General features: G+C 36.0%; 14 protein-coding genes. 3 read left to right on the top strand and 11 right to left on the bottom strand.

All coding sequences use genetic code 11. From position 1 onward, the window contains the following. Positions 1 to 13: 13 nt before the first annotated feature. The 11 genes from BST92_RS15140 to BST92_RS07630 all read right to left on the bottom strand — a co-directional run bounded on the left by BST92_RS15140 (position 14) and on the right by BST92_RS07630 (position 13,778). A complete protein-coding gene (locus BST92_RS15140; protein WP_211292462.1) occupies positions 14 to 286 on the bottom strand; it encodes a hypothetical protein in 273 nt (90 codons plus the stop codon). Beyond that, a complete protein-coding gene (locus BST92_RS15135; protein WP_211292461.1) occupies positions 244 to 699 on the bottom strand; it encodes a TIGR04282 family arsenosugar biosynthesis glycosyltransferase in 456 nt (151 codons plus the stop codon). Before BST92_RS15135 ends, BST92_RS15140 begins: the two co-directional genes overlap by 43 nt. A gap of 1 nt (position 700) precedes the next feature. Beyond that, positions 701 to 1,768, bottom strand: coding sequence for an arsenosugar biosynthesis radical SAM (seleno)protein ArsS (arsS, locus tag BST92_RS07670; protein WP_105070919.1), 1,068 nt, complete (start codon positions 1,766 to 1,768; stop codon positions 701 to 703). A 208-nt stretch (positions 1,769 to 1,976) separates the two neighbouring features. Next, complete coding sequence (locus tag BST92_RS07665; protein ID WP_105070918.1) at positions 1,977 to 2,312, bottom strand: arsenosugar biosynthesis-associated peroxidase-like protein; 336 nt, start codon at positions 2,310 to 2,312, stop codon at positions 1,977 to 1,979. A 93-nt stretch (positions 2,313 to 2,405) separates the two neighbouring features. Then, positions 2,406 to 3,848 (bottom strand): alpha-amylase family glycosyl hydrolase, encoded by a 1,443-nt coding sequence (locus BST92_RS07660; protein ID WP_105070917.1) that lies wholly within the window; start codon positions 3,846 to 3,848, stop codon positions 2,406 to 2,408. A 6-nt stretch (positions 3,849 to 3,854) separates the two neighbouring features. Next, entirely contained in the window at positions 3,855 to 6,212 is a 2,358-nt protein-coding gene (locus BST92_RS07655; RefSeq protein WP_105070916.1) for an alpha-amylase family glycosyl hydrolase, read from the bottom strand. 92 nt (positions 6,213 to 6,304) lie between these two features. Then, positions 6,305 to 8,197 carry an alpha-amylase family glycosyl hydrolase gene (locus tag BST92_RS07650; protein WP_105070915.1) on the bottom strand — a complete coding sequence of 631 codons (1,893 nt, stop codon included), beginning with the start codon at positions 8,195 to 8,197 and terminating at the stop codon, positions 6,305 to 6,307. Between the two features lie 20 nt (positions 8,198 to 8,217). Continuing rightward, positions 8,218 to 10,521, bottom strand: coding sequence for a glycoside hydrolase family 65 protein (locus BST92_RS07645; RefSeq protein ID WP_105070914.1), 2,304 nt, complete (start codon positions 10,519 to 10,521; stop codon positions 8,218 to 8,220). Continuing rightward, the gene (gene pgmB, locus BST92_RS07640; RefSeq protein WP_105070913.1) at positions 10,521 to 11,183 is read right to left on the bottom strand and encodes a beta-phosphoglucomutase; all 663 of its coding nucleotides are present in this window, start codon (positions 11,181 to 11,183) and stop codon (positions 10,521 to 10,523) included. Before pgmB ends, BST92_RS07645 begins: the two co-directional genes overlap by 1 nt. Then, positions 11,176 to 12,636, bottom strand: a complete 1,461-nt coding sequence (locus BST92_RS07635) for an MFS transporter (RefSeq protein ID WP_105070912.1) — start codon at positions 12,634 to 12,636, stop codon at positions 11,176 to 11,178. The genes pgmB and BST92_RS07635 overlap by 8 nt, the downstream gene beginning before the upstream one ends. 122 nt (positions 12,637 to 12,758) lie before the next feature. Beyond that, a complete protein-coding gene (locus BST92_RS07630; protein ID WP_105070911.1) occupies positions 12,759 to 13,778 on the bottom strand; it encodes a LacI family DNA-binding transcriptional regulator in 1,020 nt (339 codons plus the stop codon). 194 nt (positions 13,779 to 13,972) lie between these two features. On the opposite strand from BST92_RS07630, the gene BST92_RS07625 reads away from it, so the two are divergent. Genes BST92_RS07625 through BST92_RS07615 form a run of 3 tightly spaced genes read left to right on the top strand, consistent with a single transcriptional unit; the run spans position 13,973 to position 19,606 of the window. Continuing rightward, the gene (locus tag BST92_RS07625) at positions 13,973 to 16,858 is read left to right on the top strand and encodes a SusC/RagA family TonB-linked outer membrane protein (protein ID WP_105070910.1); all 2,886 of its coding nucleotides are present in this window, start codon (positions 13,973 to 13,975) and stop codon (positions 16,856 to 16,858) included. Positions 16,859 to 16,876: 18 nt separating this feature from the next. Next, positions 16,877 to 18,472, top strand: coding sequence for a RagB/SusD family nutrient uptake outer membrane protein (locus BST92_RS07620; RefSeq protein ID WP_105070909.1), 1,596 nt, complete (start codon positions 16,877 to 16,879; stop codon positions 18,470 to 18,472). An 18-nt stretch (positions 18,473 to 18,490) separates the two neighbouring features. Continuing rightward, positions 18,491 to 19,606, top strand: a complete 1,116-nt coding sequence (locus BST92_RS07615) for a SusE domain-containing protein (protein WP_105070908.1) — start codon at positions 18,491 to 18,493, stop codon at positions 19,604 to 19,606. The last annotated feature ends 60 nt before the right edge of the window (positions 19,607 to 19,666 follow it).

Raw genomic sequence — 19,666 nt, 5'->3', positions numbered from 1 at the left:
GGGTAATAAAAAATTAAGCCGCTATCTGTACTGGCGAGCCTTTATTTGCAGGTTGAAAAAGAAATACCTGTTTATTGTAAAATGTAGATTGCTTGTGGTTATTACGCTTACGCGAAAGCGTATTTAACAATATTCCTATTAATAAATCACGAGCATCTTTACCAGCGAGGAACTGATATAAGTCTGTCGTTGAATCAATATCTTGAAGGGTTTTAAGAACCGTTACACTTCCATCAAAGTTTTTTAAATATTGATTAAAAAAATAGACAGTTGACTTGATTGCCATGGTAGGTTCTCAAAGGTCTGCGCTTGAAATTGTGAACGGTTTAACCCTATTAAATATAAACCACCGTCTTGTGATTTACCCAAAACAGAATTTTCTTTGAATAGAGAGTTTGCTGCTTTATGAATTAAATCAACAGATAGTAATGGCGTATCGTTTCCGATACAAATTACCGATGTATAACCTAGTTTGAAAACATCTTCTATAGAGTTTTTAAACCTTGAACCAAAGCTTTCGCCGCGTTGTTCTTTTTCTGTAAAATGATAATAATCAAGCCCAGAATTGCGTACTGTTTTAAGAACATGATTATTTAAAACATCCATCACCGCAACGTCTACCAGTGATTTACTGATAGCATCTACTCTTGCCGACTGGGCAAAAAGTAAAATGGCAGTTTTTGAATATCTATCAATCATATTATGCAACAACACCTTGACAACTACTACCTGCACCAGCGGTACATCCGTAACAGTGTTGAGAAATTTGAATTTTTCTATTATTAATTAAATCCTCATTGTAATCATCAATATGTTGGATTTTATTATCGATTTTTAAATCAAGCATTTGATTGAAATCACAATCATATAACCAGCCATCCCATGAGATTGAGATGGTATTAGTACACATTACATTTTCTACTGCGGCAGGATTGTAAGCATCAACTAATGCATACATATAATCCTCATAATTTTCACTAGCCACTAGATAATCTAAGAATCTAGCAATAGGTAAATTAGTAATTGCAAAAAGGTTATGAAATTGAATATTAAAATCCTCTAATAATGCAGCTTTCATGTCCTTTTCCATACTCGCTTGATCACCCGGCAGATAAGCACCACTAGGATTATATACTAGATCTAGTCTTAAATCACTACCTGGCATTCCATATCCACGATCATTTAATTCTTGCAAAGCCTTTATAGACTTATCAAAAACACCATCACCACGTTGTGTATCTGTTTTTCCTCTGGTCCAGTGAGGCATAGAGCTTACCACATGAATATTATGTTTTTTAAAGAAATCTGGTAGGTCGTGATATTTAGGGTTTGCTCTTATGATGGTTAAATTAGAGCGTACAATAAAATCTTTAATACCTGCGGCACTTGCTTGTTCTACAAAATATCTAAAATCAGGATTCATCTCTGGAGCGCCACCAGTTAAATCTAATGTGTGTGCTCCAGTGGTTTTAATGACCTCAACGATTTTGTCCATAGTATCGCGAGTCATAATTTCTTTACGATCTGGTCCTGCATCTACATGGCAGTGAGCACAAACCTGATTACACATATAACCTACGTTTACCTGGATAATCTCAAGCTTTTTAGGTCGTAGAGGAAACTGGTCAGTAGTATCTTTTATTTTTTTTGCAAATGATGGTAGCTCTCCATTAGAAAAAGGCTCTCCATTAAGAATAGCCATCTGCTTATTGATATTTGCTAAGTCGGAATCTCTCTTCTTTAAAGAGGTCTTTGTATTTACAGCCATAAATTATGGTCCCTTTTTTATTTAATTACGTAGTATATGAAACTACGGTTTTGCATATGTAGTCAGAAAATCTCACAAAACTGTCACTATCGCTGCATAAGTACAAATCAATAGGAAATATATATGAGTTTTAAGGAATAATTTACAATACTCATTCCTTTTAAATTACCAGATTAACTCAACCCATTAAAAATAGAAAGGTATTTCCTTACATCTCTAATTTATTAACCTTATTCATCATTTGCACTCCATGTACCAGTGTTGCACCGGCTTGAATTGCACCGGCAACGTGGACTGCCTCCATCATTTCACCTTTAGTGATTCCTCTTTTAAGCGCATCTCCTGTATAAGCATCAATACAATACGGGCAATGCACGGCGTGTGAAACAGCAAGTGCTATTAATGATTTTTCTCGAGCAGTTAATTCTCCTTCTTCAAAAACTTGGCCATAATAATCAAAAAACTTTGTTCCCAATTCTTCACTCCACTCTGTAATTTTTCCAAATTTTCTAAGATCCTTAGGATCGTAATAGGTCTTGTTCATAATTTTATTTTGTTACTAAAATAGATTAATTCATTAAGGCATAAAAAAACCGCTCAACAACAGCTAAGCGGTTTCATACAAATATATCTTATTTTATTTACGTACTTCCCATACCCTATAACCGTATGGTGGAAATGTAAACGTATAATTTTCAGGAATGTTAGATTCTGATCCTCTCACAGCATCAGTCATTTTACCGACTATAGTAGGCGCTTTAAACTCAACAGATTCACTTGAGAAATTTGCTACATAAATCACCTTATGATCATCTTTCTGTCTTTCAATAGCATATATTTTTGAATCTTCAGATGTATTAATACGCTTATATGAAGCCGCATCTTTACCACCGTGCAATGCTGGATTATTAGCTTTTAATGTTCCCAGCTTCTCCATCATGTTCCACACTTTTCCTTTCTCATGTGGTATTTGATCTTTTTCAAAAAACTTTAAACGTTCTGTCATACCATATTCCTGCCCTGAATAAATAAGCGGCATACCTGGAATCACATATTGCAATGCCAACATAGCATCACTAGCTTCTCCCATTCTTTCTGTCACACTACCATTCCATGAATTCTCATCGTGATTTGTGATAAAATTCATTAAAATATCATCTGGTTGATAATTCTCTTCTACTCTTATCATATACTCATCCCAGGTATTCACATTTGTTTTACCTTGTGCTAATTCATTCATTATATGGTGGCCTTCCCAATTATATCCCATGTCAAAAGCATCTATAAAAAGATCTTTCTTTTCACTTTCTGCAAGCATAAATACTGGCTTTACATCTCTAATAGACTTCACAGCATAGTTCCAAAACTCAGTAGGAACCTCATGAGCAACATCACAGCGGAAACCGTCAACATTAAATGTGTCAACCCAATATATCATTGATGAAGACATGGCATCCCATAATTTTTTATTATCATAATTTAAGTCTGCAGTATCAGTCCAATCAGTTCCTTTGGGATGAATAATATTTCCTTTCTCATCTTTAGTATAAAAATCTGGATATTTCTCAATCCATAGATTATCCCATCCTGTATGATTTGCAACCCAATCTAGTATCACATACATACCATTTTCATGAGCCGTTTCTATCAATCGATTTAAATCAGCCTCTGTGCCTAAGTCAGGATTAATCTTTTCATAATCTGCAACGGCATAGTAACTTCCTAAATATTTCGCACGTTCTTTAGGGTCTTTAATATCGTCAACCATTAAATCGCCTTTTGCTTTTCTATTCTTTTCAGAAATAGGAAAAATAGGCATCAACCAAATTACTTTCACTCCTAGTTTTTTAAGCTCTGGTATATCTTTAGTAAACTCATTGAAAGTACCTTTTTCAGAATACTGTCTAATGTTTGCCTCGTAAATAACGGCACTTTCTAGGTCTTCATTAGTAATAGGTGAGTAAGTACTAGAAATCTCATCTTCTATCACCTCATCATGGTCTTTAAGAGCTTCTTTACAAGAGAATAAGGTCATGGCGGCAAATAATACAATAAGCCATTTTGATGTTGATTTTTTCATAGATAATTATTCTTGTGTTGATTCTTTTAATTTGGTTTGTATAATCGCAAAGTTACGTGGTTTCACTTGGATTTTTTTATTAGTCTCAACAGCATTAAGGTGTTGCACATCTACCATATCAGAATTATCAGATTTAGTAAAAACATTGAGTAATATGGCGTTTTCATTAAAATAAACCGTCGTCTTCTCTCCAAAGTAAGATCGTTCTAGAACAAACATCCCATTACTATCACTCAATATTTGAGTTGTCCCATAAAGTAATGACATAGAGTTACGTCTTAATTGTACTAATTCGTGCACGAGCTCTCTGAGATCCAACTCGCGCTGTGATAAACCATCAAACTTCATCATCTTACGATTGTCAGGATCATTTGCACCTATACTACCGTATTCATCACCGTAATAAATTACAGGCACTCCAGGAACAGTCATATTAAATGCTTGTAACATACCCAACCTATCAAAGGCTTTTGTATCACTCATGCCTATCTCGCGAGTCCATCCAGCTTTTTTAGCATCTTCTTCAAAAGAAACATCGCCACTGGCATAGCTTATAAATCGCGCTCGATCTTGGTTTCCAGAGATATTACCCATCAGGTGATGGTGCCCATAGTATTCTAGACCTTTAAAAAGTGTTTCTGCCAGATTAGAGAAGTCGCCATCCGCTTTCGCGAAAGCGGAAACAGCAGCATCATACTGATTAAAATCAAATTGTGCATCTAACATTCCTGTACTTACATAACTGCGTATTAAATCATAAGATCCATAAGTTTCACCTATCTGATAAATAGGGCGATCGGTATTGCTACGCACTTTTTTAGTTAATGTTCTCCAGTATACTTCTGGTACATGTTTAGTAGCATCGTGACGGAAACCGTCCAATTCATAATTAGTCACCCAATATAGTGCAGAGTCTGTCATTTTCGCAACAACCTCAGGTTTTGAGAAATCTAGGGTAGGCATAAAGGTATCAAACCAGGTTGTTAATCGCTGGTCGTCCCATCGCTCCGTGTTCAAACTACCATCTTCTAGATAAAGATTTGTCGCCCAATCTGGATGTTCTTTGTATAGTGGATGCTCTTCATGAACATGATTTGCTACATAATCTAAAATGACATTCATATCTCGATTGTGAGCTTGTTCTATGATCTCCTTAAATAATTGTTCATCACCAAAACGATAATCAATTTCAGTATTTGAAATAGGCCAGTAGCCATGGTAACCGCTAAATTTAGTGCGCGGCTCAGGCCACAGTCCATAAGCACCTTCTGGGTTTTGCGTTATAGGCGATAACCAGATCGTGTTAATTCCTAATTCCTCAAAATAACCGTCTTTTATTTTTGCGAGTACACCAGCAAGATCTCCACCCATGTAATTTGCTTTAGGTAAAATTTCTGGATCAGGAACTGGTTTTGTATTTGAAGGATCTCCATCTAGAAAACGGTCCACCATCATAAAATATAATACCTGATTGTGAAAATCAGATCGTGCTAATTGCGATGGATCTTGAACGACATTTCCATCTTGTACAGGTACTAACAAATCATTTGTACGACCATTTTCATCACTGGCATAGACTCTTACTAATTGTGTTTGAGAATTACGGTTTGTAAAATCCTTTTCTGGCAGCTCTACAGTATATGAATTACCGTTTTGAGAAGCACTTATCATTTGGTTTTCGTAGAGCACCACAATATTTTCAAGTGCTCCAGTAGTGGTAAATGTGAAACCATTTGCTAATATTTCACCATAGGATAATTGTGCAGGAGCAGCCATTCTTGAGTTGTCTATAACTCTATTAAAACCTCCCATACCGTTACTGATTACTTGAGGCTCACTACCGGTCAACTTTTCTTCTTTTCCATTTTCAACAAAAATGTATTGAAACTTCCCTTGTGGTATCGTTGCTTTATAAACCAATTGACCATTCTCTTCTATTAAATCAACCGTAGACCAGTTTGTGAACTCGCCTTTAAGTTTGACATTTTTTGAGGTGCTTTTGTAAACAATAGTCATCTCTCTAGAACTACTTTTAAAAACAGGAATATCATTGCGCACACCATCAGTCCATAAGGTCACATGAGAAACATATGGCGCCACAGAGTCCATTTTTATTTTTAATGGCTCATTATAATTGCGAGTATCCTCATTAAACAGAATACCTTTACCATAAGTGATACTATCTAATTGATTAACATCCAGTAAATAATCTGAAGTGTATACTTCTGTTCCCGATGTAGATGAATAAATAGGCGTAGTCATTGCCTCGATAATACTAGGTCTATTATCACCTATATTCTTTTCTTCTTTTTCACCACATCTTATTGCGGTAATTGCGATGAGGATAATTATTATTTTTTTCATACAACTTTATTAATCTGCCACACCTCACAAGTTTTGGATATCATCTGTTAGGTTGATTGAAATTTATTTTAAACACACACCTTAATAAAGCATTAAAAGAAACGTTCTTTTCTTTTTATTTTATCAAGATCTATAACCATACTAGTTTTACTTGGTACCTTAAGAGAGTCCGAAAGATTTACTTTTTCACCGGTTAGAATATCAAAACCTTTTTTGCGCTTATCAATTCCTTCTTGGAACCTATCAAGATTTAAAGTTACAGCTTCTGGATTATTATTAATAACAACCATTACACGACTATCGTCATTATATCTAAAGTATACATAACAGTTATTTTCAGGAACATACTGAAGCAGTTTACCATCGTGAATCACCGATTTATTCTTTCTATAATTCAATAATCTTTTAGTGAAGTCTTGAAAGCCTTTTTGATAATCTGTTGGGTTTTTAAAAGCGTTTATTTCATCACCATTCCAGCCACCAGGGAAATCTCTACGTATGTCGCCATCGCCATCAGTATCTCTATTTCCTTCCATACCTATCTCATCACCGTAATATATTTGTGGAATACCACGAGTAGTAAGTACTAAAGTCATCGCAAGTTTATACTTCTTTAAATCACCATTATACAATCCATCACCATTAATACGATTTGTATCATGATTACCTGCAAATATTAAGATGTTATCAATATCTGCGTATAGAAAGTCATTAACAAAATTATCGTAGACCTTAATCATTCCTTGATCCCAGTTTTGCTGATCTTCATTAAACGCCGTCATAATAGCATCGTGAAGCGTAAAATCCATGACACTAGGCAAATAAGTATTATAATCTTGAATGGCTGCAATTTTAGAGTCTTTTTGCCAGTAAGCAATTTGCGCCTGATCATGTAACCAGGTTTCTCCTACTATATTAAAATTTGGATACTCTTCCATTACGGCTTTGGTCCATGCTGCGATACCTTTTTTCTCGTTGTAAGAATAAGTATCTACTCTTAATCCATCTAAGCCTGCATACTCAATCCACCAGATTGTATTTTGAATTAGATAATTTAACAATAATGGTTCACCTTGATTAAGATCTGGCATGCTGCTTACAAACCAACCTTTCTCAGCATAAGTCTCATCAATCTGAGAAGCATTAGGATCCATTTGAGTGGTTTGTCGGTAAGAAGAATTTGCATATCCGGCAACTGGAAAATCTTTACCTCTATTATCATCAAATTGGTGAATCCAAGATTGTGTGGGCAAATCCTGCATCATCCAGTGTGTCGCGCCCCAATGGTTGGTTACATAATCCATGATTAATTTCATACCACGTTTGTGCAACTCATCTCCTAAACGTTTATAGTCTTCATTAGTTCCATAACGTGGATCTATTTTATAGACATCACTTTGTGCATAGGTATGGTAGGAATAGCTCTTATCATTATCTTCTAATAATGGCGTGCTCCACAAAGCTGTCGCACCTAAATCATCGATGTAATCTAAGTGATCTATTATGCCTTGAATATCACCACCATGGCGTCCACCTTTAAACTCACGGTTTGCCTTTTCAGTAGTGTCATCTGTACTATCGTTAGAAGAGTTACCATTTGCAAAACGATCTGGCATTACTAAATAAATAGCATCGCTAGAATCAAATCCTTTACGTTGTGCAGATTTCTTTTCTCGTGGTAGCAATTCATACTCCATGACTTCTACCTCACCATCTACAGATTCTAAATTAAAAACATAGGTTCCAGGTTCAAAGCCTTTTGTATCTACTGTTATAAAAAGATAATTCTCATTCTCAGCTTTTTTAATTTCAATCAAATTAAGATCAGTTGATATCGCTTCATAATTATAAAGGTCTTCTCCATACATCATAATTTGAATCTCGCTCTTCTCCATACCTGACCACCAGAAAGGCGGCTCTACACGTTGTATATCTTGTGCTAGAGACGCTTTCGCGAAAGCGATAATTAAAAAACACTTATAAATTGAACTAACTTTCCCATATCTTAAGCATTTATCAATTGTGGCTGTAGTGTGATTTCTTTACCGTTAATTATGACATCAACGGGCTCTGTACCGTAAGTTATCACCTCAGTACCTGACTTACTTACTTGAACATGTAAGATCTGATTACGGAAATTAATTTTAAAACTAAAGCCATCCCATTGCTCAGGTAATTTAGTTTCAAAACTAGGTTTATCATCGACTATTTTGAGCCCACCAAATCCTTCTACAATACTCATCCAGGTACCGGCCATACTGGTAATATGACAACCTTCTTCTACCTCTTTATTATAGTCGTCTAAATCAAGTCTTGAAGTTCTTAAATAAAATTCATAGGCCTGATCCATGCGATCTAACTTTGCTGCTTGAATACTGTGTACACATGGCGATAACGAACTCTCATGCACTGTTAATGGCTCATAAAAATCAAAGTGCTTTTCTAATTCTTGCTTTGTAAAATGATCTTCAAAAAAGTAAAATCCTTGCAACACATCTGCCTGTTTGATATAGCAGCTTCTTAAAATGCGATCCCATGACCATTTTTGATTAATAGGTCTGTGCTTACTGTCTAATTCTTCTACAGGAATGATTTCTTTATCTAAGAAGCCATCTTGTTGTAGATAGATTCCTAATTCTTCATCGATAGGCTCATACATCTGGTCAGCAACTTCTCTCCAAGACGCTGTCTCTGATCCTGAAAGGTGTGTAAGACCTATGATGCGCTTATAGTCATCATCATATCCGTCTTTTACCTTATCTAGATTTTCTAAGGCTTGATTGATACACCATTTGGCTAAATAATTAGTGTACCAATTGTTATTCACATTATTTTCATACTCATTAGGTCCTGTCACACCTAGGATCATATATTTATTTGCTTTTTGAGAGAAAGTAGCACGCTGATGCCAGAATCTAGCAATGGCAATCATGACCTCTAATCCCATTTCTGGCACATAAGAAAAGTCACCTGTATAGCGTACGTAATTGTAGATGGCAAATACCATGGCACCGTTGCGATGTATTTCTTCAAAGGTGATTTCCCATTCATTATGGGATTCTTCACCATTCATTGTAACCATAGGATAAAGAGCAGCTCCATTAGAAAACCCTAATTTCTCAGCGTTTTCAATGGCCTTGTCTAGCTGCTCATATCTATATTTCAACAAATTTCTTGCTACTTGCTGGTCTTTAGTAGCCATGTAGAAAGGTATACAGTATGCCTCTGTGTCCCAGTAAGTAGAACCACCGTATTTCTCGCCGGTGAATCCTTTAGGACCTATATTTAAACGAGCGTCCTTACCTAAGTAAGTTTGATTTAATTGAAAGATATTAAAACGGATTCCCTGTTGTGCTTTAAGGTCACCATCGATAGTAATATCTGCCATTGCCCAGATTTGAGCCCATTGCTCAATCTGACCTTGCAATAATACATCATATCCTGTTAATGTAGCATGTGTTAATACTTTTCTTGCTGCATCAAATAGTTCATATTGTTGATGATTTAAGCTAGAACAATATCCCGCATACTTTCTTAAAGTTACGGTTTCATTTTCTTCTAGCTCTATGGCAGCTGTGTGACGTATCACTTTATTGTTCTGCTCTAAATGATTTGCATATTGTAAATGCTCTCCATTTTGGACTAACTCTGATTGCATAAAGGTGCATACATGAAAGTTAGTTTTATTAGTACGGCTGCGTATAAATGCTTGATGATCTTCAGAAATTAATTCTTCTATTTCCCAAAATGCATCATCCCAGTTTGAGTCTTCGTTTGTAATTCCGGCATCTAGATATGGCTGGAATTCTATTTTCATATTCCCTTTTACAGCGGTAACCTGGTAATTGATCACTCCTAACTCATCTACCTCGAGGCATAAAAATCTACGAGCGACCACTTTTACTGCTTTGTCTATTGAAAAATGGGCGATAAAAGTTCGTTCATACCAGCCTTCTTTCATATTTAACTCACGGCTGTAATCTGAAACTTTATCTACTTTATGTAAATCAAGTGGCTCTCCATCAATAAAGACATCAATACCTATAAAATTAGGTGCATTAAGAACTTTGGCAAAATATTCTGGATAACCATTTTTCCACCATCCTACTCTGGTTTTATCTGGGTAATAGACTCCAGCTACATAACTTCCTTGAAAAGTCTCTCCACTATATTGCTCTTCAAAATTTGCTCTTTGTCCCATGGCTCCATTCCCTATAGAGAATAAGCTCTCACTAGACTTTACTAATCCAGGATTCCATCCTTCTTCTATGATGGACCATGCGTTGGGTTTTATATATTCCTGATTCATTACTTCTTCTTATTCAATAGTGTGTTTATATAATCTTGTGGCATATCTGTAAAATGGTTAAAAACAGCGTCTGCCTCGTGTAAAATGTCTTTCTCTCCTAATCCAATGGATATCATTCCAGCAGTATTTGCAGCTTGAACACCTGCAACGCTATCCTCAAATACGACACTGTCTTGAGGACTAAAGCCCAGCTGGTTACAAGCATTGAGAAAAACTTCTGGATCTGGCTTTGCTTTAGTGACATTAGTTCCATCTACTATTACATCAAACATATCTTTAACACCTAATTTTTCTAAAATAGGTCTGGCATTTTTACTAGCACTACCTAATGCAATAGGTTGATTTTGACTTTTAAGCTCTAGTAAAAAATCGTGAACACCTGGAAGGATGTCATTTACACTCAATGTTTTTATAAGATCAAGATATTCTATGTTTTTCTGATCCATTTTTTCTTGAAAGAGCTCTGGACTAATTTCTTTATCTCCCCATTCTAGTATCTTTTTAAGGGAATTAACTCTAGAGACACCTTTGAGTTGCTCGTTTTCTTTTTCGGTAAAATTGATTCCTAGGGAAGCGGCTAATCGTTGCCACGCTACAAAATGAAATTTAGCTGTGTCTACAATGACACCATCTAGGTCAAATATGAATGCTTTTTTACTCATTATCTATGGAAGGCTGATAAGTAATTGCCTTTTTATTTACGATTAATAAATTTGAGAATGCCGCGATAATTAAAAATATTCCTGCAATAGTCATTGCATGTATAGATTCTTCACCTATTAATTTTTGTAGAAACACGACTCCACCTACTGCTGCTATAATTTGTGGTATTACGATAAACATATTGAATACACCCATCATCAATCCCATTTTATGTGACTCGACAGAACTAGACAGCATAGCATATGGCATGGATAAAATACTGCCCCATGCAATACCTATTAAACTGAATGAAATTAATAATTTATCTGGCTCACCAGGTATAAAGAACATATACAAAAAACCTAATCCTCCTAGGATTAAACTTGCCATGTGGATATACTTTCTATTAATACTATTGTATGCTGTGTAAAAGGTAAGCCCTAATGCAAACACCATAGATGTTAACCCATAAATACCCATTTTAGAACCTACATCATCTGAGGCTTCATTATACGCCTTATCTTGTTGTTTATACTCTAACGCTTTTACATCATTTATAAATACAACCTTATCATCTACATCTCTTAACGCAACGGTCTCACCATTATCATCAATAGTTGTTTGTGCAAACTCCACTACGTTGGGTTTAGGTGCATTATAAATATGAGAGGTTAAAGCAGGATTTGCCAGTGTCCACATCGCAAAAAATGCAAACCAAGAAAAGAATTGCACAACACCTAGCTTCTTCATAACTAGCGGCATTAATGCATATGTGCCAGAGATTGTTTCCCACATTCCTTTTTTCACTTCTGGAACTTTCTCAGCATCATCAAATTTTGCTAATTCCTCTGGAGAGTATTCCTTAGTAGTAAAGATGGTAATAAGTATAGCAGTCATAAAAACAAAAGCACCTACACCAAAAGCTACTTTTACAGAGTCTGGCACAACACCAGAAGGAGCTTCATTAGAAATTTCTAAAGTGTCATTCACCCATTTAGGCAAATTACTCGCTACCCAAGTACCTACACCTATTATTAATGTTTGCACTACAAAACCATAACTACGTTGTGATTCTGGTAATTTATCTGCTACCAGAGCACGGAATGGTTCCATTGAAATATTAATAGAAGCGTCTAGTACTAATAAGAGACCAGCAGCCATCCATACCTCAGAAGAATATGGCATAAAAAGTAAAGCTATTGAACTAAGAATAGCACCTATTAAGAAAAAAGGCCTTCTACGACCTAGATTTTTATGCCAGGTATTATCACTTAAATAACCTATAATAGGTTGCACGATTAAACCAGCAAGCGGTGCAGCGATCCATAATAATGGAATCTCATCCTTATTTGCTCCTAAAGTCTCAAAAATACGTGACATGGTTGAGCCCTGTAAGGCAAAACCAAACTGAATACCCAGAAATCCAAAACTCATGTTCCAGATATTCCAGAAACCTAACTTAGGCTTTTGCATATCGTTATAATTTATAATGACGATAAGCCTTATGACTTATCAAAACTTAATGTGTGTGAAGAAGATAAGTTTTGATAGTTTGTCTAATCATTTACATTTTTAGACGGTCGCAAGTTAAAAAATTAAGGCGTAGATTCTCTTTCAATTAATGAAGTTTTTACGATAACGGTTTCGTAAGTTTCATCTTCTTGATGATCTGATTCTAGCTTTTGAATCAATTTTGCAGCGGCCAATCCACCCATTTCCTCACCTTGTTGACCTATGGTTGTTAATGTAGGACTAGCATACTTGGACAACATTCCATCAGTAAAAGCAACGATTGCGACATCATCTGGCACTTTCTTACCCATTCCTTGCAGCGCCTTGCTAGCGGTTACCGCAAACAATTCGTTAACAGCAAGTAATCCATCATAATTACCAGCCATAAGAAACTCCTTTATCATATCTCCACAATTCTCTATATCTTCTACTTTTAAAATAGCCTTTTCATCAATCTCATAACCTCTTTTCATTAAAGCCTCTTTAAAACCTTGAGTACGCAATCTTCCCACATTTACATAATCAGGAGTAGAAATAAGACCTAGTTTGCGACGGTTTTTACGCAATAAAAAATCCGTAGCTTTATTTGCTGCTTCAACATCATCGATAATTATTTTATCACAGGCGATATCATCTGCAACACGATCAAACATCACTATGGGCATCCCTTGATTAGTCACCTCTCTTAAGTGATGAAAGTCTTGTCGCTCCATAGTCTCTTTAGAAAGACTCATCACAAAACCATCAATACTACCATTGGCAAGCATATCCATGTTGACTACCTCTTTATCAAAACTTTCTCCAGACAGGCATATAATTACTTGATATCCTTTTTCATTTGCCACACGTTCTACACCAGAAATTACTGTCGCAAAAAAATGATGAACTATCTCTGGAATAATCACACCTATCTTTTTAGTCTTTTGATTTTTTAAGCTTAACGCGATATTGTTAGGCTTAAAATTATACCGCTTTGCATACTCTTGAATCTTGGTACGTGTTTCAACGCTAATCTCGTGAGAATCCCTTAAAGCCTTGGAAACCGTTGATATGGAGACCTTTAATTCTTGTGCAATTTTCTTAAGAGTTAACTTTTGAGCCATCTGTTCTAAATTATTTAAATATAAAGAGTTACGCTTTCGCGAAAGCGTAATATAATATATAAAATATTACTACAAAACACCGAAAACGTTTTCGTAGAATTACATTACGAAAACGGTTTCTTAACATAAGGTTTACATATTTTTGGAGCGTGTGAGAAGAAGATATTAACTATTAATTTAAACTAATTTCAGTAATGAATCAAAAATTTAAAACTGCTTTACTGTTTCTAATACTACCTTTGCTAGCTGTTGCTCAGAGTGTTATTACAGGAACAATTAAAGATGCAAGTACTGGATTACCTGTCCCTAGCGCCAGTGTACTTGTTAAAGGAACCTCAAATGGAACCGCAACAGATTTCGATGGGAATTACACTCTTAATAATGTACCAGATGGTGCAGTCATCATTTTTTCTTACATAGGTTACACTACTCAAGAAGTAGTATATACTGGACAAAGTACACTTGATGTTGCACTAGCAGAAAATCCGTCTGAGTTAGACGCGATTGTATTAATAGGTTACGGTAGCATTAAACAAGAAAATGTTACTAGTGCACAAGAGACTATTAAATCTGAAGAGTTTAATAAAGGTGCCATTACCTCACCTGGCCAATTAATCGCTGGTAAAGCTGCTGGTGTGCAAGTTACTGCAGCAAGTGGTCGCCCTGGAGACGGACCTGTTATACGTGTACGTCCTGGATCAACTTTAGATGGTAATCAAGATGCTCTTTATGTAGTAGATGGTGTGCCGCTAGATCAAAGAAACGCAAGTTTAAACTCCATTAACCCTAATGATATAGAAAGTATTACTATTTTAAAAGATGCATCTGCAACGGCTATATATGGTAATCGTGCGTCTAACGGTGTTGTTTTAATTACTACAAAAAAGGCTAATTTCAGTAGCGATCTTAAGGTAAGATATGATGTACAGTTTGCTGTTGAAAAGGTAGACAACTATACAGATGTATTAACAGGCGACGAATTTCGTCAAATGGTAGCTGACCAAGGTCGTGACACTTCTATATTAGGTGATGCAAATACAGACTGGCAAGATGCTATCTACCAAAATGGTACTCGTGCCATTCACAACCTTACCATTGAAAAGGGATATGATAACACATCTATCAGAGCTTCTCTAGGATACAATAATGAACATGGTACATTACAGCGCTCGGGTTATGAACGAGCAAGTTTAAGTTTAAATGTCATCCAGAAATTATTGGATAATAAATTAAAACTGACATTCACTTCTCAATTAGCCCAAGAAGAAATAAGAAATGCAGATACTGGTGCTGTAGGTGCCGCAGTGGTTTTTGACCCGACACAGCCCATATTTAGTGGTAATGACCTTTATGGTGGATATTTTGAATATACAAACTCTACAGGTATTGAGCCTAATGCTCCTAGAAATCCTCTAGGGCTTTTAAACAGCTTAGACTCGCAATTAGATAACTATCAGGCGAGACTTAACATGAATGCAGAATATAAGTTACCTGTTAAAGGACTTAAATTTACAGGTAATGCTGGTATTGATTATAATGAATTCGACTCTTATTCTTTGCGAGATGCAAATTCTGGTGCAGGTGATCGTGTCGCTTCAAAAAACTTTAGTCGTGGTATAAGAAGAAATAATCTTCTTGATGGTCGTTTTGATTACAAAAAGGACTTAGAAAAAATAAATACTCAAATGGACCTTACTTTAGGTAGTAGTGTTCAAACTTTCTTTAGACAATCTTTTGACCGTGGATTAGAAAATGGGTTGCTAGTAGATTTCCTTTCTTCACCAGATGAGAATTCAATTGTAACGTTCTTTGGTAGAGCATCGTTTGACATTAATGACTTGCTAGTTCTTTCAGGAAGTTATTCTAGTAATGGTAGTTCAAGATTCTCTGAAGACAATAGATGGGCAAACTTCTACGGAGTCAGCGGAGCTTTAAAGTTGACGAACACTGATTTTATAAAGAACAGTACCGTTCTTTCACAATTAAAAATACGTGGTGGATTTGGTCAGACTGGTCAACAAGATATTAATGATCCATTTGCATTTATATCTACATTTACTCCAGGTCAACAAACCGCTGCAGTTCAATTCGGTAATCAGTTTGTAACAACCATACGCCCTGAAGGATCAATAGACTTAGTTTGGGAGACAACAGACCAGTGGAATGCTGGTATTGACTTAGGTTTCTTTAACGATCGTGTTACTGGTAGTGTAGACGGATTCTATAGAGAAACATCCGACTTATTATTATTTGGTCCGCTACCAGCTGGTGGATTAGAGAATGGTAGTATTCAAAATGCTGGTTCTACTTTAAGTCGTGGTATCGAAACTAGTATCAATGTTAAAGTTCTAGAGACTGAAAACATGTCTTGGAACATAGGTGGAAATATTACATTCCAAGAAATTGAAATTACTGATCTTGCTGGTGCAAATGATGATCCTGTTAGTTCTGTAGGTGGTATTTCTGGTGGAGTTGGTAATTTCATTCAAGAATGGGCGGTAGGTTCTGACCCTACTACGTTCCATGTATACCGCCAAGTATATGATCAAGATGGCGCGCCACTTGATGGTGTTTTTGTAGACACTAATGGTGATAATGTGATTAATGATGCTGACAGAGTACGTTACAAAAAAGCTAATCATGACGCTTATTTTGGTTTAACAACTAACTTCTCATATAAGAGATTTGACTTAAGTGCTACTTTAAGAGGTGCTGCAGGTGGATATAACTATAATAATGTAAGCTCTAATTCAGCAAATCTTGCTACTATCTTCCCTACTAATACTCAAAATCCACTGTATCTTAATACTCCGTCTGATTTTCTAAACACAGGATTTAGTGATCAAGAAGTGTTCTCTGATTACTATGTTCAAAAAGCTGACTTTATCAAATTAGATAACGTATCGTTAGGATATAACTTCCCAGGCGACAAAGTGGACATAAGAGCCTCTATCACAGGAACTAACTTATTAACAATTACAGATTATGATGGTGTAGATCCTGAGGTTTTCAATGGAATTGACAACAATTTATTCCCTAGAAATCGAGGAATCATCTTAGGTCTAGGATTTAATTTTTAAAATTTAAAAAGCAATAATATGAAAATGTATAAATCGATTATTTTGGTTTTCTTAGGTATGCTACTATTCACAGCTTGTGATGATGTACTTACTGTAGAACCAGAAGGAGATTCTCTAACAGAAGCTGATTTATTAAAAGACCCTACTACATATCGAGGTCTTATTGCAAAAGCCTATGCAGGATTAATGCTAGGTGGACAATCTGGTGGTGATGGAAACGCAGATATTTCTGGAATAGATGGTGGTTTTTCAAACTACTTAAGATTATACTGGAACATGCAAGAGCTAACTACAGATGAAGCTATCATCGCATGGAACGATGGGACTATAAAAGATCTACATGGCCATGTATGGACTGATGGTAATGAGTTTATTAATGCTATGTTTTCTAGAATAAACTATCAGATAGCTGTATGTAATGAGTTTATAAGACTATCATCAGATGCAAAACTTAATGAGTTCAATGTTCCTAGCGATATTAGAGCTGAAGTTGCAGATTATAGAAATGAAGCGCGTTTCTTAAGAGCCTATTCTTACTATCATGGTATGGATCTATTTGGGACGATGCCTTTCAGTACAGAAAATACAGATGTAGCAAATGGATTAGACGCTATAAATAGAAGCGATTTATTCAACTGGATTGAATCTGAACTTCTGGTAATAGAAGATGCTATGATGCCAGCAGGAATGAATGAATATGGAAGAGCAGATCAAGCTGCCCTACAAATGTTATTAGCAAAATTATACTTAAATGCCGAAGTGTATACTGGAACAGAAAGAAATGATGATGCTTTAATCTATACGAATAAAGTAATTAATGGTGGATACACTATTCCATCAGTACCATATGCTTACAGTTTCTATGCAGATAATGATAGTAATGGCGCACAAAGCGAGTTTATATGGACTCTAAACTTTGATGGTTTAAATACACAAACATTTGGTGGAACAACTTACTTAACACACGCGCCAGTTGGTGGAGATATGGACCCTTCAGAATTTGGTATCAACGGTGGTTGGGGCGGAATACGTACCACAAAGGAATTTGTTGAATTATTCCCAGGAATGGAAAATAGTGCAGACCAGCGTGAGACTTTCTTCACGCAAGATCAAAATCTAGAAATTGCAGATGTAGGTCGATTTAAAGATGGGTTTGCCATTCAAAAATTCAAAAATATAGATATTAATGGTAATCCAGGTAGCGATACAGTAGGTGACTTTGTTGATATCGACTTTCCAGTTTTCCGTCTAGCTGATGCTTATTTAATGTATGCTGAAGCTACCGTAAGAGGTGCTGCTGGTGGTGACTTAAACGTGGCCGAAGGTTATATCAATCAACTACGTCAAAGAGCTTATGGTAACACTAGCGGTAATATCACCGCAAGCGATATAGATCTAGATTTCATCCTTGATGAAAGAGCTAGAGAGTTACACTGGGAAACTCATAGACGTCAAGACTTAATCCGTTTTAATAAATTCACAACAGGTAAAGTTTGGGCTTGGAAAGGAAATGTTCAATCTGGAACGACTACTGCACCATTCCGCAATTTATTACCTATCCCTGCACAAGAAGTAAATTTAAATCCTAACCTAATCCAGAATCCTGGATACTAATTATAAATAAGCAATACGATGAAAAAGTTTTCAATATTAATACTATCGTTTTTAGCAATTGCTGCTATCACCTCTTGTGATGACAACGATTCTGAAGAGTTCAATTTAAACACTAATACCGCTGGAGAAATTACATTATCACCAGGATCTGGAGCTTTTGAAGTAACAGAATTTAATGGTGATGACCTAGCAGAGCGTTTTACATGGAACGCCATAAGCCTTGAAGTACCGGTACAAATAGACTATACTTTACAAATGGATACTGACATGGGTGACTATAGTGCACCACAAGTATTAGGAGCTAGTACTGAGACAAATGTTGCCGTTACTTATGAAACATTAAATGCCGCAGCGGTTGCACTAGGTGGAGAAGCAACAGTTGCTAGTAATTATAAATTAAGAGTTGTAGCTACTACAGCAGATCCAGCTGTTAATCCTATAGTTTCAAATGAAGTTAATATTATAATTACTCCTTTTGCAGCTTATCCATTCTCAGATTTATATCTAGTTGGTGCAGCTACAGAGGCTGGATGGAGTAATGACAACAACAACCCAGCGCTATTCCGTGATCCGGCAAATGAAAATGTTTATTATTACACAGGTTATTTCAATGGTGATGAGTTTAAACTACTTACTACACCAGGATTCTGGCAACCACAATATGGTGAGCGCAATGGTGCTGTAGGCGTTAATGACGGTGGTGGTAGTGACCCTAACTCATTTGCAGCTCCAGCAGCAGGATACTACGATTTTGTAGTAGATATTGATGGTGTGACAAATTCTTCAGAAGGCGCTTCTAGTTTTTCAATAACTGCTAATAGCACTGCTGCAACTGCAACAACTTACACCACTGTAGGTATTATAGGAGATAGTACTCCTGCAGGATGGGGCGCGAGTACAGCGATGAATCAATCTAGTTTTGATCCTCATAAATGGAGTTTAAGAAACGTTACTCTCATATCTGGTGAAATGAAATTTAGAGCAAATGATGACTGGGCAGTTAACTGGGGAAGCGACACAGAATTTTCTGGACAGGGAACTCAAGATGGCCCTAATGTACCTATCGCACCAGGAACTTATGACATCTTCTTTAATGATTTAGATGGTCGTTATATATTAATTCCTGTTCAATAATATTTGAACTTCATATCATTAAAAAAGGGCTGGAGACAGCCCTTTTTTAGATTAAAAGAT

It is taken from the genome of Nonlabens arenilitoris, assembly GCF_002954765.1.
Lineage (GTDB): Bacteria > Bacteroidota > Bacteroidia > Flavobacteriales > Flavobacteriaceae > Nonlabens > Nonlabens arenilitoris.
The sequence above is the reverse complement of the archived record's forward strand: the minus strand, read 5'-3'. Positions and strand labels throughout refer to the sequence as shown.